This window comes from Nocardia sp. bgisy134 (assembly GCF_057708325.1).
Map to the genome: position 1 here is coordinate 155,991 of NZ_JBYIRW010000019.1, position 21,288 is coordinate 177,278.

Annotated in this window: 20 protein-coding genes; 15 read left to right on the forward strand and 5 right to left on the reverse strand. The window is 69.8% G+C overall.

Annotated features, from left to right (window positions below):
* The first annotated feature begins 134 nt into the window (after positions 1–134).
* The gene (locus AC3ERS_RS29020; protein WP_431971284.1) at positions 135–926 is read left to right on the forward strand and encodes a DeoR/GlpR family DNA-binding transcription regulator; all 792 of its coding nucleotides are present in this window, start codon (positions 135–137) and stop codon (positions 924–926) included.
* A 39-nt stretch (positions 927–965) separates the two neighbouring features.
* Here the strand turns inward: AC3ERS_RS29020 and pnuC are convergent, their stop codons facing one another.
* Positions 966–1,706, reverse strand: coding sequence for a nicotinamide riboside transporter PnuC (pnuC, locus tag AC3ERS_RS29025; protein WP_431971285.1), 741 nt, complete (start codon positions 1,704–1,706; stop codon positions 966–968).
* A 189-nt stretch (positions 1,707–1,895) separates the two neighbouring features.
* On the opposite strand from pnuC, the gene AC3ERS_RS29030 reads away from it, so the two are divergent.
* The 4 genes from AC3ERS_RS29030 to AC3ERS_RS29045 all read left to right on the forward strand — a co-directional run bounded on the left by AC3ERS_RS29030 (position 1,896) and on the right by AC3ERS_RS29045 (position 5,441).
* Complete coding sequence (locus AC3ERS_RS29030; RefSeq protein WP_431971286.1) at positions 1,896–2,741, forward strand: ABC transporter ATP-binding protein; 846 nt, start codon at positions 1,896–1,898, stop codon at positions 2,739–2,741.
* Complete coding sequence (locus tag AC3ERS_RS29035; RefSeq protein WP_431971287.1) at positions 2,738–3,484, forward strand: ABC transporter permease; 747 nt, start codon at positions 2,738–2,740, stop codon at positions 3,482–3,484. The genes AC3ERS_RS29030 and AC3ERS_RS29035 overlap by 4 nt, the downstream gene beginning before the upstream one ends.
* Positions 3,481–4,278 (forward strand): ABC transporter permease, encoded by a 798-nt coding sequence (locus AC3ERS_RS29040; RefSeq protein ID WP_431971288.1) that lies wholly within the window; start codon positions 3,481–3,483, stop codon positions 4,276–4,278. The genes AC3ERS_RS29035 and AC3ERS_RS29040 overlap by 4 nt, the downstream gene beginning before the upstream one ends.
* Before the next feature lie 68 nt (positions 4,279–4,346).
* The gene (locus tag AC3ERS_RS29045; protein ID WP_431971289.1) at positions 4,347–5,441 is read left to right on the forward strand and encodes an ABC transporter substrate-binding protein; all 1,095 of its coding nucleotides are present in this window, start codon (positions 4,347–4,349) and stop codon (positions 5,439–5,441) included.
* Between the two features lie 13 nt (positions 5,442–5,454).
* Here AC3ERS_RS29045 and AC3ERS_RS29050 read toward each other — a convergent pair whose 3' ends face one another.
* Complete coding sequence (locus AC3ERS_RS29050; RefSeq protein WP_431971290.1) at positions 5,455–6,495, reverse strand: XdhC family protein; 1,041 nt, start codon at positions 6,493–6,495, stop codon at positions 5,455–5,457.
* 15 nt (positions 6,496–6,510) lie between these two features.
* Positions 6,511–7,122, reverse strand: coding sequence for a nucleotidyltransferase family protein (locus AC3ERS_RS29055; protein ID WP_431971291.1), 612 nt, complete (start codon positions 7,120–7,122; stop codon positions 6,511–6,513).
* A 204-nt stretch (positions 7,123–7,326) separates the two neighbouring features.
* On the opposite strand from AC3ERS_RS29055, the gene uraD reads away from it, so the two are divergent.
* The 4 genes from uraD (at position 7,327) to AC3ERS_RS29075 (ending at position 10,487) form a co-directional block, all read left to right on the forward strand.
* Positions 7,327–7,830, forward strand: coding sequence for a 2-oxo-4-hydroxy-4-carboxy-5-ureidoimidazoline decarboxylase (gene uraD / locus AC3ERS_RS29060; RefSeq protein WP_431971292.1), 504 nt, complete (start codon positions 7,327–7,329; stop codon positions 7,828–7,830).
* A 73-nt stretch (positions 7,831–7,903) separates the two neighbouring features.
* Positions 7,904–8,221: a hydroxyisourate hydrolase gene (uraH, locus tag AC3ERS_RS29065; RefSeq protein WP_431971293.1), complete on the forward strand. Its 318-nt coding sequence runs from the start codon at positions 7,904–7,906 to the stop codon at positions 8,219–8,221.
* Positions 8,222–8,223: 2 nt separating this feature from the next.
* A complete protein-coding gene (gene pucL / locus AC3ERS_RS29070; RefSeq protein ID WP_431971294.1) occupies positions 8,224–9,129 on the forward strand; it encodes a factor-independent urate hydroxylase in 906 nt (301 codons plus the stop codon).
* Complete coding sequence (locus tag AC3ERS_RS29075) at positions 9,117–10,487, forward strand: 8-oxoguanine deaminase (protein WP_431971295.1); 1,371 nt, start codon at positions 9,117–9,119, stop codon at positions 10,485–10,487. Before pucL ends, AC3ERS_RS29075 begins: the two co-directional genes overlap by 13 nt.
* 27 nt (positions 10,488–10,514) lie before the next feature.
* On the opposite strand, the gene AC3ERS_RS29080 is transcribed toward AC3ERS_RS29075, so the two are convergent.
* Both AC3ERS_RS29080 and AC3ERS_RS29085 read right to left on the reverse strand, forming a co-directional pair.
* Positions 10,515–10,892, reverse strand: coding sequence for a hypothetical protein (locus AC3ERS_RS29080; protein WP_431971296.1), 378 nt, complete (start codon positions 10,890–10,892; stop codon positions 10,515–10,517).
* Positions 10,893–11,221: 329 nt separating this feature from the next.
* Complete coding sequence (locus tag AC3ERS_RS29085; RefSeq protein WP_431971297.1) at positions 11,222–13,858, reverse strand: tetratricopeptide repeat protein; 2,637 nt, start codon at positions 13,856–13,858, stop codon at positions 11,222–11,224.
* Between the two features lie 271 nt (positions 13,859–14,129).
* Between AC3ERS_RS29085 and AC3ERS_RS29090 the strand changes: the two genes are divergently transcribed.
* The 6 genes from AC3ERS_RS29090 to AC3ERS_RS29115 all read left to right on the forward strand — a co-directional run bounded on the left by AC3ERS_RS29090 (position 14,130) and on the right by AC3ERS_RS29115 (position 21,242).
* Entirely contained in the window at positions 14,130–14,987 is an 858-nt protein-coding gene (locus tag AC3ERS_RS29090; RefSeq protein ID WP_431971298.1) for an FAD binding domain-containing protein, read from the forward strand.
* A complete protein-coding gene (locus tag AC3ERS_RS29095) occupies positions 14,984–17,800 on the forward strand; it encodes a molybdopterin-dependent oxidoreductase (protein WP_431971299.1) in 2,817 nt (938 codons plus the stop codon). The genes AC3ERS_RS29090 and AC3ERS_RS29095 overlap by 4 nt, the downstream gene beginning before the upstream one ends.
* Positions 17,797–19,050 carry a DUF6986 family protein gene (locus AC3ERS_RS29100; protein ID WP_431971300.1) on the forward strand — a complete coding sequence of 418 codons (1,254 nt, stop codon included), beginning with the start codon at positions 17,797–17,799 and terminating at the stop codon, positions 19,048–19,050. Before AC3ERS_RS29095 ends, AC3ERS_RS29100 begins: the two co-directional genes overlap by 4 nt.
* The gene (gene alc, locus AC3ERS_RS29105; protein WP_431971301.1) at positions 19,047–20,018 is read left to right on the forward strand and encodes an allantoicase; all 972 of its coding nucleotides are present in this window, start codon (positions 19,047–19,049) and stop codon (positions 20,016–20,018) included. The genes AC3ERS_RS29100 and alc overlap by 4 nt, the downstream gene beginning before the upstream one ends.
* A gap of 13 nt (positions 20,019–20,031) precedes the next feature.
* Entirely contained in the window at positions 20,032–20,931 is a 900-nt protein-coding gene (puuE, locus tag AC3ERS_RS29110) for an allantoinase PuuE (protein WP_431971302.1), read from the forward strand.
* A gap of 107 nt (positions 20,932–21,038) precedes the next feature.
* On the forward strand, positions 21,039–21,242 hold the full coding sequence (locus AC3ERS_RS29115; protein ID WP_431971303.1) for a hypothetical protein: 204 nt from the start codon (positions 21,039–21,041) through the stop codon (positions 21,240–21,242).
* Positions 21,243–21,288 lie beyond the last annotated feature (46 nt).

The window sequence follows — 21,288 nt, forward strand, 5'->3', positions numbered from 1 at the left end:
CACAGGGCCTGGTCCGCGCGCGCCCCGCTTTGGCAACAGGCGCGGGGAATCTCTACGGTTTGGCAGCGTGGCTGTGGTCAGATTGTTTGCGTGCATGGAGAAACAGCACGTCGTCCGGGGCGGGGTGGTGTGAGATGACCGGACCGACGGATCGTCCGCAGCGGTGGAACCGACTGCTCGAGCTGCTCGCCGAATCGGGGCGGCTCTCGGTGGAGGAGGCCGCCGAGCGGCTACAGGTGTCGCCTGCGACGGTGCGCCGCGATTTCACCGCGCTCGCCGAACAGCAGCTGGCCACTCGGACGCACGGCGGGGTCGTGGCCACCACGGTCGCCTACGACCTGCCCGCCCGCTACCGGCAGACCGGCGGCGAGGCCAAACAGCGCATCGCGGAGCACGCCGCGGCGCTGGTCGACCCCGCCGCGGTGGTCGGCATGAACGGCGGCACCACCACCACCGCGGTGGCGAGGGCGCTGGCAGGCCGCACCGATCTGGCCAGTTCCGGCGACGACCAGCTGACCATCGTCACCAACGCGCTCAACATCGCGGGCGAGATGGTGCTGCGCCCGCACCTGCGCACCATCTGCCTCGGCGGCGTGGCGCGCCGGGAATCCTACGAACTGCACGGGCCGCTCGCCGAGCGCGCGCTCGCCGAATTGCGTTTGGACACCGTGATTCTGGGCGTGAACGCGATCTCCGCCGAGGGCGGAGCGCAGTGCAGGCACATCGACGAGGCCGGGGTCACCACGGAGATGGTGCGTCGCTCCGGCTACGTCATGGTGGTCGCCACGTCCGACAAACTCGAACGCTCGGCCCTGGCCCGCATCTGCGGCATCGACCAGGTGCACGTCCTCGTCACCGACACCAAGGCCGACCCCGCCGCTGTCGCGGCCATCCGCGCGGCGGGGGTCCGGGTGGATCTGGTGTAGTTCCCGCTCGGGAGCGCGGCCGACTCCGCGCCCGCGTGATCAGTCGGTCGCGCCGGGGCCCGGTACCGCCACGATCCGTGGGGTGTCGGTGGTCGCCGATTCGGTGCGCATGGTGCGGACCCAGACGGCGAAACCCCAGGCGACGAAGCCCGCGTAGATCAGGTACAGCGTGGCCGACGGGTAGTAGCCCGCCTTCAGCAGGAGCGGGACGCCGACGATGTCGACCGCGATCCAGATCAGCCAGAATTCGGCGAGGCCGCGGGCCATGCCGTAGGTGGCGAGCACCGAACCGGTGAAGATCCAGGCCTCCGCCCACGGGCCGTAGGAACCGATCCAGGCGAACAACTGCGCGAAGGCCGCCGTGCCGACGAGCATGGCGACGACCAGCAGCAGGCGTTCGCGGGTGGTGGCCAAGCGCGGATCCACGCCGCGGTGCTCCAATCCGGTGTCGACGCGCGCGTGCCGGTGCCACTGCCACCAGCCGAACACGCTGACCGCGACGAACATCAGCTGCCGCCCGGCCTGCCCGGCCATGTTCAGCTGCTGCGGTGTGTTGAAGATGCCGCCGACGAACACGGTGAACAGCAGCGCGTTGCCCGCGATGCCCACCGGCCACGCCCACACGCGCCGCCGCATGCCGCCCACCGCGGCGGCCAGGCCGAACCCGTTGCCGATGATCTCGCGCCAGAGGATCGCCGAGCCCGCGATGTGCAGTTCGGCGTCGAGCAGGGTGCTGAGCGGGTCCACCTGGTGTGCAACCCCACGGATCTGCGATCTCATCCATGGACGGCGGGTTCCGCTCGGCGTGATGCCAAATATCCGCGGACGTCGCGGCGGAAACGGCGCAGGATGCACGGCGTGGACCTCCCGCGGCGGCGTCCAGCGAAAAGTCCACGGCGCGTAACGATTGCGCAATCTGGGCGCGCGAATCGCAATGTCGGTGCAACCGAGCCCTTCTATCGTGACCCCATGAGTTCGGAGCGCGCCGCCGGGGGAACCGGTATCCAGATCAGCGGGCTGACCAAGGCCTTCCGCGCCGGGCGCCGCACGGTGCACGCGCTGGATTCGGTGGATCTGCATACCGAACAGGGCGCGTTCCTCTCGCTGCTCGGTCCGTCCGGCTGCGGCAAGTCCACCGTGCTGCGGATACTGGCCGGGCTGGAGCAACCGACCTCGGGCACCGCGCTGATCGACGGTAAGACGCCCGCGCAATTGCGCGGCAGCCACCAGTTCGGCATCGCGTTCCAGGATTCGGCGCTGCTGCCATGGCGCTCGGTGGAGTCGAATATCAAGCTGCCGTTGCAGGTGGCCGGGGTGAAACCGGAGCCGGGCCAGATCGCCGACCTGATCGAGCTGGTCGGGTTGCAGGGGTTCGAGAAGGCCAAACCGGCGCAGCTCTCCGGTGGCATGCGCCAGCGCGTCTCCATCGCACGTGCGCTGGTGGTGCAGCCGACCGTGCTGCTGCTCGACGAGCCGTTCGGCGCGCTGGACGACATGACGAGGCAGAAGCTGAACCTGGAACTGCTGCGCATCTGGACCGAGAAGCCCGCGACCACGCTGATGGTCACCCACGGCATCGCCGAGGCGGTCTTCCTCTCCGACGTCGTCGCGGTGATGAGCCCGCGACCGGGCCGGGTGCTCGAGCTCGTCGAGATCGATCTGCCGCGGCCACGGCTGCCGGAGATGATGCGCACCCCCGAGTTCCACAAGCTGCACGACTATCTCTCCGAGTTGCTGTTCGGCAAGACCGGCACGGGCGGTGTCGCCTTCGAACGCGGCGGCGATCGCGCGCCGGACGAGGGTGATGCGCCGTGAAGCGGCTCGGCGGACTGCTCGGCGTCCTCGGACTGCTCGGAGTGTGGTGGCTCGCGGCGGCGCTCGATCTCGCGGGCGGCACCATCCCGAGCCCGTGGCGGGTGCTGCACACCATGTACACCGACGGCTGGCAGCTCTACGGCCCGAACTTCGAGATCACCGCGATCGGCGCGCTGAAGGGTTTCCTCTGGGGCAACGCCCTCGCCATCGGCCTCGCCGTGCTGGTGATGCTGATTCCGCCCATCGAATCGCTGGCCACCCAGCTGGCGATCCTGTCGTACTGCACCCCGTTGCTCGCGCTGGGCCCGATCATCCTGGTGGTCTTCGGCGGACGTACGCCGACGGTGTTCCTCGCCGCGATGTACTGCTTCTTCACCACCATGGTCGGCACCGTCGCGGGTCTGCGCTCGGCCGATCCGGCGAGCCTCGATCTGGTGCGCGCCTACGGCGGCGGTCGCTGGCAACAGCTGTACCAGGTCCGGTTGATCGCCGCGCTGCCGAATACGTTCGCGGCGTTGAAGATCGCCGCGCCCTCGGCCGTGCTCGGCGCGATCATCGGGGAGTATCTGGGCGGTGTGGACAGCGGGATCGGCGTCGCGCTGACCGCCGCGCAGACCGCGTACAACGTGCCGCGCACCTGGGGCATGGCGATCGCCGCGGCGGCGCTCGCCGGCCTCGGCTACGCGATCGTGGCGCTGGTGGCCAGATTGGTCACGCCGTGGACCGCGGAGGCGTCGCGATGATCGTGCTGCGCCGCGTCGGCGCTTTCCTGTTTCCGCTGATCACCTCGCTGCTGCTCATGTTGGTGATCTGGTGGGTCTTCCTGTGGGCCTTCCCGCAGGTGGGTCCCCGGGTGGGCAAGAGTCCCGGCGACGTGTGGCGCTATCTGGTCACCTCGCCCGGAGCGCCGCGAGCGCGCGCGGCCATCCTCGACAATCTTCAGGTCACGCTGCGCGACGCGACGCTCGGCTTCGGGGTAGGCATGGCGGCGGCCATGGCGCTGGCCGCCCTGTTCGTGTCGTTTCGCACCGTGGAGCACACCTTCATGCCGGTCGCCATGCTGCTGCGTTCGGTGCCGCTGGTGGCGCTCACGCCGATCATCGTGCTGGTGTTCGGCCGCGGGCTGGGCGGGGTGGCCGTGATGGCCGCGATCGTGGTGCTGTTCCCGGCCCTGGTGATGATCATGACCGGACTGCGCAGCGCACCGCGGCAGGCCATGGAATTGATTGCGGCGTACGGCGGTTCGCGCTGGACGGCGCTGCGGATGGTCGCCGTGCCCGCGGCGCTGCCCGCGGTGTTCGCGGCGGCGCGGATCTCGGTGCCCGGCGCGCTCATCGGCGCGCTGATCGGCGAATGGCTCGGCAGTGGAACGGGGCTGGGCGCCAGCCTGATTCGCGCGATCCCGACGTTCCGCTACAACGAGCTGTGGGCGTCCATCGTGATCGTCACGCTGGTGTCGGTGCTGCTGTACGCGATCGTCGGCGTCGTCGAGAACCTGGTGCTCGCCCGGTTCGGTCCCGACGCGGGCCGCGAGTGATCGTCGCGATTCGGTATTGGGAACCTGAAAGTAAAGAAATCGAAACCGATTACACCTAAATTCGGCCCATGACACCCGCGCAACGCTCTTCGTTCGGGGCGAACCTGAACCGTCGGTCCTTTCTCCGTTATTCGGCGCTCACGGGCGCCGCGCTCGGCGGCGCCGGCGCATTGGCCGCCTGCGGCGACGATGCGGGCAGCTCCTCGGGCGGTTCGACCCCGGACGGCTCCCGCTACGGCACCGTCGCGATCCAGCTGTCCTGGATCAAGAACATCGAATTCGCGGGCGAGTATTTCGCCGATTCCCGCGGCTATTTCCGGGAGGCCGGGTTCGGCTCGGTGAATCTGGTGGCGGGCGGCGCGGCGAGCACCTCGGTGGAGGCCGGACTCGACACCGGAAAGGTGTGGCTCGGGCTCTCCGCGCCGCAGACCACCGCCCCCGCGATCCTCGAGGGACTGCCCGCCAAGATCGTCGCGACCACCTACCAGAAGAACCCGTTCGCGATCGTCAGCTCCGCGGCCAAGCCCATCAACTCGCCGCAGGACATGAAGGGCCGAAAGATCGGGGTGCAGGACACCAATCAGCTGATCTTCAACGCGCTGCTGACCGCCAACGGCATGAAGCCGAGCGACGTGACCATCGTGCCCGCGCAATTCGACCCGACGCCGCTGGCCAACGGCGAGGTGGACGGCTGGGTCAGCTACGTGACGAACGAACCGATCACGCTGGCCGCCAAGGGTTTCCAGAACACGCACTTCTTGTTCGCGGACTTCGATCTACCGCTGGTCGCGGAAACGCTGACGGTGACGCAGTCCACCATCGACAACGAACGCGAGAAGCTCAAGGCGTTCCTCGCGGCGGAGATCAGGGGCTGGAAGGACGCGGTCGCCGCACCCGCCGAATCGGCGCGGCTCGCCGTCGAGATCTACGGCAAAGACCAGAAGCTGGATCTGGCCGAACAGACCAAGGAAGCCATCGCGCAGAACGACCTCGTCGTCTCCGCTGACACCAAGGTCAACGGTCTGCTCACGATGACCGACGCGCTGATCGAACAGAACATCGCCGCGCTGCGCACCGCGCAGATCGACATCAAGGCCGACCAATTGTTCGACCTCTCGGTGCTGAAAGAGGTCTACGCGGAGAACCCCGGCCTGAAGGGCTGAGCGCTCGCCGCGATCACAACCCGACGGTGGCCCGCGCGCTGAACGCCTGTTCCGCGTGGATCACCTCGGCGCTCTCGGACTGCTGACGCCCTGACCGCCCCGACCGGGCGGCCAGCAGTTCGGCGGCGATGGCCACGGCGGTTTCGGCCGCCGTGTGCGCGCCGACGTCCAAGCCCGCGGGTGAGTGCATGCGCGAGAGCGTCGCTTCGTCGAAACCGCCCGCCCGCAGGTCGTCCAGGCGCCGTGTGTGCGCCGAGTACGAACCGGTCGCGCCGAGGTAGCCGAGCTCCGGTAAGCGCAAAGCGACCGTGAGCAAAGGGATTTCGAACTTCGGGTCGTGCGCGAGTACCACAATGCCTGTGGTGGAATCGATTTCGCCCGCGGCGGAGAGGGTGTTCAGGTAGCGGTGCGGCCAGTCCACCACCACTTCGGCGCCGGGGAAGGCCTCGGGCGTGGCGAACTCCTGGCGCGAATCGCAGATGGTGACGCGGTAGCCGAGCAGCCCGGCCTGCACGGTCAGCGCCGCGGCGTAGGAGTTGGCGCCGAAGATGATCAGTCGCGGCGGCGGGGCGAAGGACGAGATGAATACATCCGATTCGGGCAGCGCGACCAGTTCGGTGTTGTGCGGCTGACCGGTGATCAGGTGCTGGCCGATCACATCGGGGTCCGAGTTCCATACCACGGTGAACACGGTAACCCGCCGATGCGCGGCGATTTCGGATGCGACAGTGGGGAATTCGGGGAAATCATGGCGGGAGAAGGGTTCGGCGAAGACGTCGATCATGCCGCCCGCGTCCATTCCTGGCTCACCGGGCGGCACGGGTAGGCGGTGCATGGCCCGCCGCCCGGTGCGCGCCGCGGTCACCGCCGCCTCGTGCATCGCGGTCTCCACCGAGCCGCCCATCCCGGCGCCGTAGACGGCGCCGTTGGTGTCGACCAGCATCGCGGTGCCCACCGGCAGCCGCCCCGAACCCACCGTCCGCACGACGGTGGCCAGGCCACCCATCCGGCCCGAGTGCCATATCCGCATGAGGTCGTCGACGATGTCGCGCATCAGTTTCCGCTCCGATCAGCGTGCGGTCGAGGCCGGGAAGTCATGATCCCTTCCCGTAGCCAAATCGTCGCACGTGACGCACACCATATCGTCCCTACTGGACAAATAGGTACGCGCTCCCGAATCTCCTGTCGCCTCGGCGCTCACCGAGGTCCAGTGCTTGTGGTCGATCACAACGGGGTGGCCGGGTGTGTTATGGAACACAGCGCGGGCCAGCCCGCTCGGCGCCTTCTGCTCCGCGGCGAGTACCCGTGCGACGACCGCGGCGCCGACGTCGGGGGTGTCCACCGGCATGATCGCGACGGCCCGCGCCGGGGTCCGCGCGGCCGCGCGCAGCCCGGCCCGGAGCGAGGCGCCGATGCCGGTCGCCCAGTCGGCCGCCCAGACGGGCACCGCGCCCGCGGGCAGCCCGACCGTCTCCGGCGCCGGTCCGGTGGCGCCGAGCACCACGATGACCGGCGCGCAGCCGCCGCCACGCAGGGCGTCCACCGCGGCGCGCAGCCAAGCGCCGCCCTCGGCGAGCGCCTTGGGGCGGCCGTAGCGGGTGCCCGCGCCGGCGGCGAGCACTATGCCCGCACAACCCGTGCGGGCGGCCGGAGCGTTCCCGGCGCGATGCGATGCAGCCACGTGTCCCACGCTAGACCGCTCGCGTTGCCGGGGGGTTACCTGAAAGTGCCGGATAAGCGTGGTTTGCGATGAACCGCGAGGGGTGCGCTTCCCACGTTGGGTGCGGACGGTGGTTGTCCGGCGGCGGGCGCGTCGTCCGACACGCCGAGGGTGATCTCCGCCCTTCTGGTGGCGCGCAGCCGCGCCGTATTCGATGCTGGTTCGATGACGGACGAGGCGGCCGGCATCACCGGATTCAACGCATTGTCGGACGCGGCGGCCACCGCCGTGTTGCTCGCCTGTTGCGCGTCGCCCGCCTTGGCGCGCGGGGTGCTCGCCGGACGGCCGTACCGCAGCGCCGACGATCTGTACGAGACCGCCGACACCGTGCTCGCCGCACTCCCCGAGGACGAGATCGACCGCGCACTGGCCGGGCATCCGCGCATCGGCGACCGGACCGACAGCGCGGCCTCGGCCCGGGAACAGTCCGGGGTGGCAGCGTCGACCGACGCGGTGCGCGCCGCGCTCGCCGAGGGCAACCGCGCCTACGAGCAGCGGTTCGGCCACCGCTATCTGGTCTGCGCGACCGGCAGATCCGGCGCGGAACTACTCGACCTGCTCAACACCCGGCTGCACAACGATCCGTCGACCGAAAGGGCTGTGATGCGAACCGAATTGGCGAAGATCAATCGAATCCGCTTGCGGCGGTTGCTCGGAGAGTCGGCATGAGCGAACGCAGTGAGCGAATCGTGTGCCTGCGCGCGGTGCGCATGCCGGAGCCGAGCGTCAGCGAGGCGGAGGCATGAGCACACTCAGCACACACGTCCTCGACGCCGTGCGCGGCGCGCCCGCCGCGGAAATGGCGGTCACCCTGTTCGCGGGTGACGCGGTCGTCGGTGCGGGCGCGACCGATGCCGACGGCCGGATCGACGGCCTGGGAGCCGACCTCACGCCCGGCGTCTACCGGATCGTCTTCGACACGAGCACCTACTTCGGGCGGCAGCACATCGAGACGTTCTATCCGGAGGTCTCCATCGCGTTCGTGGTCGGCCGCGAGCGCCACTACCACGTCCCGCTGCTGCTGTCGCCGTACGCCTTCTCCACCTACCGAGGGAGCTGAGCATGACCCTGTCCGGCCCGATCGTGCTGTCCGACAACCGATACGGCAAGGCGGAGAACCGGATCGTCCGGATCTACCGCGACGGCCCGCGCCACGAGATCCGCGACGTGAACGTCTCCACGGTGCTGCGCGGGGATTTCGCCGACGCCTACACCGCGGGCGACCAGTCCAAGGTGCTGCCCACCGACAGCCAGAAGCAGACCGCGTACGCCTACGCGAAGAAGCCCGGCTTGCAGCCCGTGGAGGACTACGCGCTGGCGCTGGCTCGGCATTTCGTCGACGACATCGAGCCGGTCACCAGCGCGGGCGTCGAGGTGGAGGAGTATGCCTGGCAACGGGTTTCGGTGAACGGCGCGGAGCACGACTTCACCTGGACGCGGCAGGGGCCCGAGGTGCGCACGGCGCGGGTGACGGTCGCGGGCAAGGGAGACGCCCAGCGCGCCTGGGTGCTCGGCGGCGTGCGCGACCTGGTGATCCTGAAGTCGACCGGTTCGGAGTTCGCCGACTTTCTCACCGACGAGTTCACCGTGCTCGAGCCGACCCGCGACCGGATGCTGGCCACCTCGCTGGTCGCACGGTGGCGCTTCGCCGACACCGAAGGGGTCGACTGGGACGCGATCTACGCGGGCATCCGCGCCCGGCTGGTGGCGGTCTTCGCGACCCAGCATTCGAAAGCCTTGCAGCAGACGCTGTTCGAGATGGGCAAGGCCGCGCTCGAGTCGTTCCCGGTGCTCGCCGAGATCCGACTGGCCGCGCCCAACAAGCACCACTTCGACTACGACCTCGGCAGATTCGGCATCGAGAACCGCGGCGAGGTGTACTACGCGGCCGACCGGCCGTACGGCCTCATCGAGGCCACGGTGGCGCGCGCGGACGCGCCGGACGCGGGGCAGGCGTGGGAGCAGTGAGCCAGGCACCGACGCTGGTGATCGACGGCTGCGCGGTGGTCACCGTCGACGCGGCGGGCACCGAGTATCCCCGCGGCCACGTCGTGCTGCACGGTAATCGAATCGGCGCGGTGGGGCCGGGTGAGGCGCCCGACCTGGACGTGCCGCGCATCGACGGGCGCGGCTGCCTGCTCACCCCGGGGCTGGTCAACACCCACCACCACCTCTATCAGTGGATCACCAGGGGTCTCGCCGCCGACGCGAGCCTGTTCGACTGGCTGACCACGCTGTACCCGATCTGGGCGGGCATCGACGAGGAGTCGGTGCGGATCGCCGCCACCGGCGCGCTCGCCGCCCTCGCGCGCACGGGTTGCAGCACGACCGCCGACCACCACTACGTGTTCCCGCGCGGCGGCGGCGATCTGCTCGCCGCGGAGATCGCCGCGGCCGCGACGGTCGGCTTGCGCTTCCATCCCTGCCGCGGCGCGATGGACCTCGGCGTGAGCGCGGGCGGTCTGCCGCCCGACTCCGTGGTGGAGTCGCTGGACGCCGTCCTCGCCGCGAGCGCCGACGCGATCGCCCGCTGGCACGACCCGTCCTTCGACGCCATGGTCCGCATCGCGCTGGCGCCCTGCTCCCCGTTCTCGGTGACGGCGGACCTGTTGCGCGAGTCCGCCGCCCTGGCCAGGGCCGAGGGCGTGCGGCTGCACACCCATCTCGCCGAAACCCTCGACGAGCAGGACTACTGCCTCGCCACCTACGGCTGCACGCCCGCGCGGTATCTGGAGCGGCTGGGCTGGATCGGCCCTGACGTCTGGTACGCCCACGCCGTCCACCTCGACGACGCCGCGATCGCCACCATCGCGGAGGCGGGCGCCGGCATCGCGCACTGCCCGACCTCCAACGGACGCCTCGGCGCCGGTATCGCCCGGATCCCCGACCTGCTCGTCGCGGGCGCGACGGTCGGGCTCGGCGTCGACGGCGCCGCGAGCAACGAGGCAGGCTCGATGATCGAGGAACCCCGCAACGCCCTGCTCTACGCCCGCGCCGCCCGTGGCCCGCGCGCGATGACCGTGCGCACCGCACTCGAGCTGGCCACCATGGGCGGCGCCAGGGTACTCGGCCGCGCCGCCGAGATCGGCTCCATCGAACCGGGAAAGCTCGCCGACCTGGCACTGTGGCGGCTCGACACCCCGGCGCACGCGGGCATAGACGACCCCGTCACCGCCCTGATCCTCGGCTCCCCGCCCCCACTGGCCGCCTTGCTCGTGAACGGCCGCGAGGTGGTCCGCGACGGGGAGGTGCGCACGGTGGACGAGGAATCGGTCGGCCGCGACGTGGCGCGAGCGCAAGCGGTGCTGGTGGCCGGGGCGCGGTGAATCGCTGGGGGACACCGGGTTTCGCGGTCAGGCCGCGAACACTGTCGTCCCCTCTGCGACAGTGTTCGCGGTCTCCTGGTCGGCCGTCGATCCGGGGCGATCGACGATTTGCGGTCCGGCGCGCAGCGCCAGCAGGCACATCACCTCGTACAGGGTCAGGCCGAGCTCGGCGGCATGCAGCGTGGCGATCTCGGTGTCGAACGGCGGCGTGTCCGAATCCTGGTCCAGCAGGACCTGTTCCGCGAGGGCCAGACCGGTGAGCGCTTGCGCGCGGGTGAGCCTGCGGTGGGTCGGCAGGTAGGAGAGAACCCATCGCCCACGCCCGGTCTCCGGCAGGTCGACGCGGAACGCGACCTCCTGCGCCACATCGCTGGTCATCAGCCATTCCGAGGCCGTAATCGCCATGGCACGAACCCCTTTCGTCCGGGACGGCGCTCGCCGCATTCGGGAGGTGATATCAGGGTGACAGCCGCGGTCCACCGTTCGCGATCCCACGGCCCGAGCCGATTTCTTCGCCGTCCGCGGGCGCGTTACCTGCTGAAACGGCAGGGATACGGGGAAAACATCACAATCGGCGGCGCGAGTCTGCCGTCCAGCGTGTGAGACCGCCGTTCGGCGCCGGTCTAATGCGTGGGTCTCCTCGGTATCGATGCCGCGCTGCTGCTTGTCGCACGATTGGGCGCAGGGATGCGGCGCCGGTCTCGAGAACGACGCGTGCGGTCTTTGCGTCCGTCCTATTCGGTGAGCTGCGAACCGCAGTCGAATCTCCCGATATCGGCGCGTGTTCGATCGGTCAGCTGTACGCCCAGATGTTCGTACAGCGCCAGAGCGGCACAGAGATTCTCGCGCGCGTCGGCATCGCGGCCCATATCGGCGAAGACGTTTCCGAGGCTTTGCAAGGCGTCAGCCTCGCCGTGCGGGTCTCTGATTCGTTGCGCGAGGTCGCGCGACTTCGCGTAATAGTCTTGCGCGGCAGCATATTCGCCGAAGCGGCGCTCGACGTGGCCGAGCCCGCGCAGCGTGTCGACCTGGCAGAGGAAATCGTCGATGTCTGCGGCGATGCGGTACGCATCGACGAAACGGCGACGCGCGGCATCGAAGTCGCCGGACTTCCGCGTGATATTGCCGATGCCCCACAGCGACCAGCATTCGCCGGTGGGGTCACCGATCCGGCGCGCGATACGCAATGCCTCCTGATAGTGCCGCTGCGCCGCGGCGTGATCGCCGGTCATCCGCGCGATGTGGCCCTGGCCCCGCAGAGCATCGCCGCGCAGCTTGTCGTTGGCGGTGCGCAGCGCGAGGGCGGCGGCATCGGTGTAGTGCTGCATGGCCTTCTCGAAGTCCCCCGTGCGGCGGATCACCTCGGCGTAGCCCCAGATCGTCGTTGCCAGGCGCTCCGGGTCGCCGAGGTCGCGCGCGATCACCAAGGCTCGCTCGAAGTGCTCGTGCGCGGTGCGATACGCGCATGCCATTCGCGCCACGTGGCCGAGGCCGTTCAGCGCGTCGCATTCGATGGCCGGATCCGGAAGGACGGTGGCCGTCTCCAGCGCGCGGAGATAGAGCCAGTGCGCGTCCGACCAGCGTCCCTCACCGAACACATCGGCTCCGAGGAGGATCGCGAGTTCGGCTGCGGCGACAGTGGAACCGGTCGCGGCGATGCACCCGAGCAGCATCTCCCGTTCCCTGCGCAGCCAAGCCACCGCCTGCTCTGCCTCGCTGCCGTTCGCCTCGACTGCGGGATGCCTGACGCTTCTGGTCGAGACGTGCGGGCGGTGTGGTCCGGCCCGGCGGGCGACCGCGAGCCCCGCCGCGATGAGGCGTTCGAGGGTCCTCGCGTGCTCACCCGGCGCGGCGTCGCGCTCGGCGTACAACCGGGCGAGCAGCCGGGTCACATCGTGCATCCGGTATCGCGAGCCGCCGGGACCGCCCTCGGCTGGGTCGAGAAAGCCCGCTTCGAACATCTGACGGATCAGCGTCTTGGCTTCGCCGAGTGTTGTCTTCGCCATCGTGGCCAGCGACTCGGCGGTGATCTCGGGGCCGGGGAACCAGCCGAGCATCCGCACCGCGCGACGCTGCGCCGGAGTCTGCAATCGCTGGTACGAGGTCTCGAAGGCGGCGCGAAGGGACTCGTCCTCGGCAGCGAACCGATCGAGGATGTAGGCGGCCACCGATTCGCCGAAGGCGTCCGCGCCCGGTGCGCCCCTGAGCTCCTCAGCCCTGGTGGCGAACTCGGCGGCGCTCTCGGCGAGCAGATCGACGCCGTGGTGGGCGATCTGGCCGCCGATCAGCCGGATCGCCAGCGGCAGCCGTCCCGAGGTCTCCAGGATCTGGCGCACCGCGCCGCGGTCGTACCCGGACGGCAGATTGCCCAGCTTCACCAGCAATTCCTCGGCTTCGCGCCAATCCATCACGTCCAAGTGCAGCGGCGCGGCCTCGGCCAGACCGGTGAGCTTGCCACGGCTGGTGATCAGGACCAGACAGCCGGGGGCCTGCGGCAGCAGCCATCGGACGTGCGCGGTGTCGAGCACGTTGTCGAAGACGATGAGCATGCGGCGCTGGCGCATGGCGGTGCGCCACTGCGCGGCGCGGCCGGTCAGATCGTCGACGATGCGCTCGCGCGGCACCTCGATCTGGAGCAACAGCTGTTCCAGCACGTCGGTGGGCGGGCGCGGGTCCCGCCCGACGGTGTGCCCGTGTAGGTCGGCCCAGATCGTGCCGTCCGGATAGTGCTTGGCGAAGGCGGCCACCGCGTATCTCGCGAGCGCCGACTTGCCGATTCCGGTCAGTCCGTCGATGACGTGGACAGCGGGTCCGTCGCCGTTCAGGTGCCGGTGCACACGTTCGTGCAGTTCCTTCTTCGGTAGGACGCGGCCGGTGAAATGCGGCACTTCGGGTGGCAGACCTGCGCTCACCGGGGTCCGGCTCCGGTCGTCGGAGCGCCGGGCGATCGCCTCCTGGAATTCGAGGCGCTCGGCGGCGGGCATGAGTTCCAGGTCGGCGAGATCGACCAGCTGCTCCCAGCTGGTCCCGTAGATGGTCGACAGGATCTTCAGCACGCGGATGGTCGGCCTGGCCGAGGATCCCGCCGTCGGCCATGCCTCGTACTCCGAGATCCGGCTGGCCCGCATGGTGGCCCGCGGGTTGTCGGTGATCTGGTTGTACCGCTCGGCGACCGAACTCTGGGTCAGTTCGTTCGCCAGCCGCCAAGCCTGGCGCGGCCTGCATCCACGCTGGCGCAGCTCACCGGCCAGCGGCTCCAGCAGTTGATGTTCGGTCAGTCCGAGACCGGTCAGAAAGGCACGGATCCTGCGACGCTCGGCGATGCCGTACTTGTCCCCAGGACGCTGTTCCGGTCGGACGGCTCGGTCCACCGAGCACCTCCCCGCTGCCGTGGATGTTCCTCCGGACGGGGGCTTCGTCGCACCGCCGCTCCGGACAACTCCTTGGTAGCAGCGGCATTTTGACCAGGTCAAGAAGGTGCCGCCGCTCGGTGGCCGATTTGTCCGCCGCGCGTGCCTTCGATGGGGCCGCGGAGGACGATCGAGGTAACCGACGCGCAATCAGGGGCGGGTGTCGCGCAACACCGCGGCAACCAGCGGCCCCTACTGTGGCGGCAGGGCGCTGTGAAGCGAGGTGAGCGACGTGGACCTGGACACGATCCGGGAGGTGACGGTGGCGAGGGGGCGGGCCGACCTGGCCGCCCTCGGCGGGGCGACGGGGGTGCTGGCCGGGGGCACCTTCCTGTTCTCGGAGCCGCAGCCGCAGCTGGTGCGGCTCGTCGATATCACCGAGCTGGGCTGGCCCGCGTGCACGACCACCACCGAGGGGCTGGAGATCGCGGCGACCTGCACTCTGGCGCAGTTCGCCGATGCCGCGCCCGGGCGCGAGCTCGGTGGCGACGCGCGGTGGCCGCAATGGCCGGGGACCGCGCTGTTCGCGCAGGCCTGCCGCGCGCTGGTGGCCTCGCACAAGATCTGGCACAGCGCGACGGTCGGCGGGAACGTGTGTCTCGCGCTGCCCGCCGGTGCGGTGCTCGCCGCGCTCGTCGCGCTCGACGGCGTCGCACTGGTGTGGGCGGCCGGGGGTGGCGATCGCCTGATTCCGCTGCGGGAGTTCGTGATCGGTCCCGGCCTGACGGTGCTGCGCCGGGGCGAGGTGCTGCGTTCGATCGCCGTCCCGGAGCGGACACTGCTCGCGCGCACCGCGTTTCGGAAGATCGCGCTCGCGCCGCTCGGACGCTCCGGCGCGCTGGTGATGGGTCGACGCGAGCCCGGCGACCGGTGCGTGCTGACGCTCACCGCGGCGACCACCCGTCCGGTCGTGCTCGACTTCCAGGTCGTGCCGGACGACCGGGCGGTGGCCGAAGCGCTGGACGAGGTGGATCCGGCGCTGTGGTTCGACGATCCGCACGGTGCGCCGGATTGGCGCAGGCACGTCACGGGACTGCTGGCCGCCGAGGTGGCCGCCGAGCTCCGCGCCGAACCCGGTGGGCGGCCATGAAATTCGCGCTGGACGGCCGCATCGTCGACGCCGAACCGAGCCCCGGTCAGTGTCTGCGCACCCTGCTGCGCGAGCTCGGATGGTTCGCCGTGAAGACGGGGTGCGACGCGGGTGACTGCGGCGCGTGCTCGGTGTGGCTGGACGGCGTGACGGTGCACTCCTGCCTCGTCCCCGCCTACCGCGTCGCGGACCGGTCCATCACCACGGCGGCCGGGCTCGGTGATACGGAGCGGATGCATCCAGTGCAGCGGCGAATCCTCGACGAGGCGGCGTTCCAGTGCGGGTTCTGCACGGCGGGAATGGTGGTCACGGGCGCGGGCTTGGAGTGCGGAACCGAAGCGGGGCCGGACCCGGCCGACCTTCCGGAACTGTTGAAGGGGAACCTGTGCCGCTGCACCGGGTATCGGGCGATTCGCGATGCGCTGACAGGTGACGGGGAACGAACGGACATAAGCCCAGCCGCGTCGATGGGTCCGCCCGAAAAGCCGCGTGTTGGCGAAGGCACGCAAGCGGGAACTGTAGTGCCCGAGCGGCTTCCATCCGGCGGCCGCGTGCGTGCGCCCGCAGGACCCAGGATCGTCACCGGCCGTGAGCCGTTCACTCTCGACGTGCTGTCCGCCGTCGACGACCCCACCGCGCCCCCAACCGCGCCACTGCACATCGCGGTTCTCCCGAGCCCGCACCCGCATGCGCGTATCCGTTCCATCGATACCGCTGCCGCCGAGGCGCTTCCGGGTGTGCGGGCGGTGCTGACCTACGCCGACTCGCCCTCGGTGCCGTTCTCCACGGCCAGGCACGAGTCGCGCGCCGACGACCCGGACGACACGTTCGTCCTCGACCGCACCGTGCGTTTCGTCGGACAGCGCGTGGCCGCCGTGGTCGCGGACAGTATGGAGACTGCTTCGGCGGGCTGCCGCGCCCTGCGGGTCACGTACAAGCTGCTGCCCCCCGTGTTCGATCCGGAGGACGCACTGGCCGAGGACGCGCCGAAACTGCATGCCGACAAACCCGATTCGGCGCGCATCGCCGATCCCGCGCGCAATGTGGTCGCCGAATTGCACGGCGGCGTAGGGGATATCGAGGCGGGACTGGCCGCCGCCGCGCGCGTGGTTCGCGGCACGTGGCATTCCCCCCGCGCGCAACACGTGCACCTCGAAACGCACGGCGGCATCGGGTGGCTGGACGCCGAAGGCAGGCTCGTCGTCCGGTGCAGCACGCAAGTGCCGTTCCTGGTCCGCGACGAGCTGTGCCACGTGTTCGGGCTGGAACGCGATCGGGTGCGGGTCTTCGCCGCCCGAGTCGGCGGCGGGTTCGGCGCCAAACAGGAAATGCTGGTGGAGGACCTCATCGCGCTCGCTGTGCTGCGCACGGGACGTCCGGTGCAGTACGAGTACACCCGCTCCGCCGAGTTCACCAGCGCCACCACCAGGCACCCGATGCGGGTCGCCGTCACCGCGGGCGCGGACGCGGACGGCGTGCTCACCGCCCTGGCCGTCGACGTGCTCTCCGACGCGGGCGCCTACGGGAATCACAGCCCGGGCGTGATGTATCACGGGGTGAGCGAATCGATCGAGGTGTACCGGTGCGCGAACAAACGCGTGGACGCCACGGCGGTCTACACCAACAACATCCCTTCCGGCGCGTTCCGCGGTTACGGGCTCGGTCAGATCATCTACGCCGTCGAATCGGCGTTCGACGAACTGGCCCGAGAGCTCGGCATCGACCCGTTCGATTTCCGCAGGCGCAATGTGGTCGTGCCCGGTGACGCGTTCGTCGGCGCCGCACCGGACCCGGGGGATCTGGTGTTCGGCAGTTACGGACTCGATCAGTGCCTCGACCTCGCGCAACGAGCTCTGGTGCGTGGCAACGGGATAGCGGCGCCCGGCCCGGAGTGGTCGGTGGGCGAGGGGATGGCGTTGGCGATGATCGCGACCATTCCGCCGCGCGGCCACCGCTCCTCGGCCGTCGCGCTGCTCCGCTCCGACGGCTGTTACGAAATCAGGGTAGGCACAACTGAATTCGGCAACGGAACGACGACCGTAATCGCGCAGCTGGCCGCCGCCGCATTGCACACCGATGCGGCGCGCATCGCGATCCGGCAGTCGGACACCGACTGCGTCGACCACGACACCGGCGCGTTCGGGTCGACCGGCATCGTGGTCGCGGGCAAGGCCGCCTATGCCGCCGCGCTCGCGCTGAAGGATCTGCTACTGGCGCGGGCCGCCGAACTCGCGGACACACCGGTGGGCGACTGCGACCTCGGTCCGGACGGCGTGCGGTGCGGTGATCGACTGATCCCCATGATGAAGCTCGCGGCGGCGGGCGAGCTGGCGGCGCATGGCGAGCACACCGGCATTCCCCGCTCGGTCAGCTTCAACGTGCAGGCCTTCCGGGTCGCCGTCGAGCGGGCTACCGGCCGGGTCCGCGTCCTGCAATCGATCCAGGCCGCCGACGCGGGCGTCGTGCTCAACCCGGTGCAGTGCCGCGGCCAGGTCGAGGGTGGGGTGGCCCAGGCCATCGGTACCGCGCTCTACGAGGACATGCGCTCCGAACACGGCGTGGTGACCACCCGGACGTTGCGGCATTACCACATTCCGCAGCTCGCCGATCTACCCTCGACCGAGGTCTACTTCGCCGACACCGCCGACGAACTCGGGCCGCTCGGCGCGAAATCGATGAGCGAGTCGCCGTACAACCCGGTCGCCCCGGCCATGGCCAACGCCATCCGCGACGCCGTGGGGGTGCGCATGCATCGACTGCCGATGACGGCCGACCGGGTTTGGCGCGCCATGCAGGAGGGAGAGGAACGGTGACCGTGACACGCCTGCCGGAGAACGTCCGGGCCAGGATCGAGGCCATGCTCGACGCCGTCGACGCCGACCTGCGGGCGCGCTACCCGGGGCCGGGGAGCAGGGTGCAACCGATCCACACCGTCTACGTGCCCGCCGACCGGGCGGGCGCGGACACACCGGCGGAGTGGGGCGCCGCGGCCGTCGAGCTGCTGGACGCCCACCGCGAACCGCTCGCCGAGCTCGACACCGCGGCGACCCTGCCCGCGGTACGGGAGCGGCTGCTGCGCGAACCGGTCCAGGATCTGCGGATCGATTTCGAGGACGGCTACGGTTTCCGTTCGGACGAGGAGGAGGACGCCGCCGCCACCGCGGCGGGCGAGATCCTGGCGGGCTGGGCCGCGGGTGGCGACGGTCCAGCGGGATTCGGCATCCGGATCAAAGGACTGGCGGGGATCGAACGCCGCAGGGCCCTGCGCACTCTCGAGCTCGTGCTGGACGCCGCGGGGGGAGTGCCCGAAGGGTTCGTCTTCACCGTGCCGAAGATCCGTGCCGCCGAGCAGGTTTCGGCGCTCGTCGCGCTCTGCGAGGGATTGGAGCGTGGCACGGGGCTCGCCGACGCGACGTTGCGCTTCGAGTTGCAGATCGAAAGCCCGCAGGCGATCGTCGGGTCCGACGGCAGCGTGCCGGTCGCCAAGATGATCAAGCTGTCCGGAAAACGCTGCGCCGGATTGCATTTCGGCACCTACGACTACACGGCGGCGTGCGGGGTGGCCGCCACCGACCAGGCGCTGGATCATCCCGCCGCCGACCACGCCAAGGCCGTCATGCAGGCGGCCGCGGCGCAGACCGGCGTCTGGGTGTGCGACGGTTCCACGCAGATCGTGCCGGACGCCGAACCGGAAGCCGCACTGCGCGAACATCATCGGCTCGTCACCCGGGCACTGCGCCGCGGCTATTACCAGGGCTGGGACATGCACCCGGGACACCTGATCACCCGGTGGATGGCGACCTACGCGTTCTTCCGCGGCGCGATCGACGTCGCGGTGCCACGGCTGCGGGCCTACCTGGCGCGGCACGACGCGGCCTCGGGAGTGGTGGACGAACCCGCCACCGCCGAGGCGCTGGCCGCCACCGTGCTGCGCGGGCTGCGTTGTGGCGCACGGTCCGGCGAGGAATTGACCACGGCAGCACCGGAATTGACCGACGAGGTACTACGGGCGCTGGCGGCCCGCGAGTGGATCGGTGATCCAGGCGTGCGGGAGAAGCGATGAACGAGGCCGACGGGCACTTCACGCTCTTGCCCGATCTGGCGGTCCGCCCGCTCGGCGGCGCGGTGATCTGGGCCAACGACGAGTTCTTCGCGGAGAAGGAGAACTTGATCAATCCCGGCGCCCCCGAGTATCGGCCGTCCACCTTCGGGCACAAAGGCCAGATCTACGACGGGTGGGAGACCCGAAGGCACCGTGGCGTGCCCGGCGACGACTCGGCCATCGTGCGGCTCGGTGTGCCGGGGGTGATCCGCGGCGTCGTGGTGGACACCGCGTGGTTTCGGGGCAACTATCCGCCAGCGGTCTCGCTGTCGGCGCTCGAGGTCGGAGGCTATCCGCCCGCCGAAACCCTTGTGGGCCGGAATGATTGGGTGACTCTGATCGACCACGCACCGGTCGCCGGAGACACCCGCAATCCGTTCCCCGTGGACAGCGACAAGCGGTGGACCCACGTGCGACTCACCATGCATCCGGACGGCGGTGTGGCGCGGCTGCGCGTGCACGGCGAAGGCCGGCCCGATCCGGCGCTGGTCGGCCTCGGCCCGCTGGACCTGGCGGCGCTGGAGAACGGCGCGCTGGTGCTGGACTGCTCCAATCGCTTCTACAGTTCACCGAACCAGCTGCTCTACCCGGGCTCGGCGCGGTGCATGGGCGACGGATGGGAAACCGCGCGTCGCCGCGACGACGGAAACGACTGGGTGCGTGTCCGTCTGGCGGGGCCGGGTCTGATCCGGCTCGCCGAGATCGACACGTCGTACTTTCTCGGCAACAGCCCCGGCGCGGCGCGGCTCACCGGTCGCACCAACGACGGCACCGAGGTGGAATTGCTGCCCCGCACCGAACTGCTGCCCGACACCAGGCACCGATTCCCGATCACGCCGATGGCGGCCTCGGTCGAGGAGGTACGCCTCGACATCTATCCCGACGGTGGTCTCGCGCGGCTGCGGTTGTACGGAGAGCTGGGTGCATGAGGGAGCTGGGTGCATGAGGGACTTTGTCGGATACGGGCCGAACCCGCCGGACCCGCGCTGGCCGGATGCGGCGCGTATCGCGGTGCAGTTCGTGCTCAACTACGAGGAGGGCGGGGAGAACAACGTGCTCGACGGCGACCCGCATTCGGAGACCTTCCTCTCGGAAATCACTCCGGCCGAGGCGTTTCCGAATCGCCACATGAGCATGGAGTCGCTCTACGAGTACGGTTCCCGCGCCGGACTGTGGCGGGTGCTCCGGGTGTTCGAGCGCCGCGGACTTCCGCTGACGGTGTTCGCGGTGGCCAGTGCGATGCAACGCAACCCGGAGGCGGTGGCGGCATTCACCGAACTCGGCCACGAGATCGCCTGCCACGGCCTGCGCTGGAAGTCCTACCAGCTCACCGATATCGAGACCGAGCGCGCCCACCTCGCCGAGGCGGTGCGCGTGCACACCGAGCTGACCGGGGCCGCGCCGCGCGGCTGGTACACCGGCCGCGATTCACCGAACACTCGCGAATTGGTCGTCGAGCACGGCGGTTTCGTCTACGACTCCGATTCCTACGCCGACGACCTGCCCTACTGGGTAACCGTTCGCGGCCGCGATCACCTGGTGGTGCCCTACACCCTCGACACCAACGACATGCGCTTCGCCTCCCCGGCAGGCTTCCCCAGCGGCGAGCAGTTCTTCGCCCACCTGCGCGACGCCTTCGATGTGCTGTATCGCGAAGGGGCGGAAGGCAGTCCGAAGATGCTCTCCATCGGCCTGCACTGCCGCCTCGTCGGCCGCCCCGCCCGCACCGCCGCCCTCGAGCGCTTCCTCGACCACGTGCAGTCCAACGACCGCGTGTGGATCACCCGCCGCATCGATATCGCCGACCATTGGCGGACTGTGCACCCACGGGAAGCGAGCTGATCCCCGGGCCACGGAGGAGTGGGTGGTGCTGCACAGCGGCGTCCCTCGCGGCTTCCACCGCCTCGGCCATCCCCACCGGATCGTTCGGGGGCGGGGACGGTCGAGAAGTGGTGATCATCGACAACCAGCTGGAGCTGAGCAACCTGGACTCGTGCTGGGCCAGCGGCTTCCCGCGTGACATCCACTTCCAGAACCGCAGCAAGCGCGAATTCCTGGTGTTCGCGACCAACGACTGCACAGGTGAACCCACCGCGACGGTGGCTCCGGGTGCATCCGTGACGTACTACGGCTGGTCGGCGGTGGCGAGGTAGTCAGCGCTCGGATGCGCAGGTGATCAACGAAGTTGGCTCCGGGCGA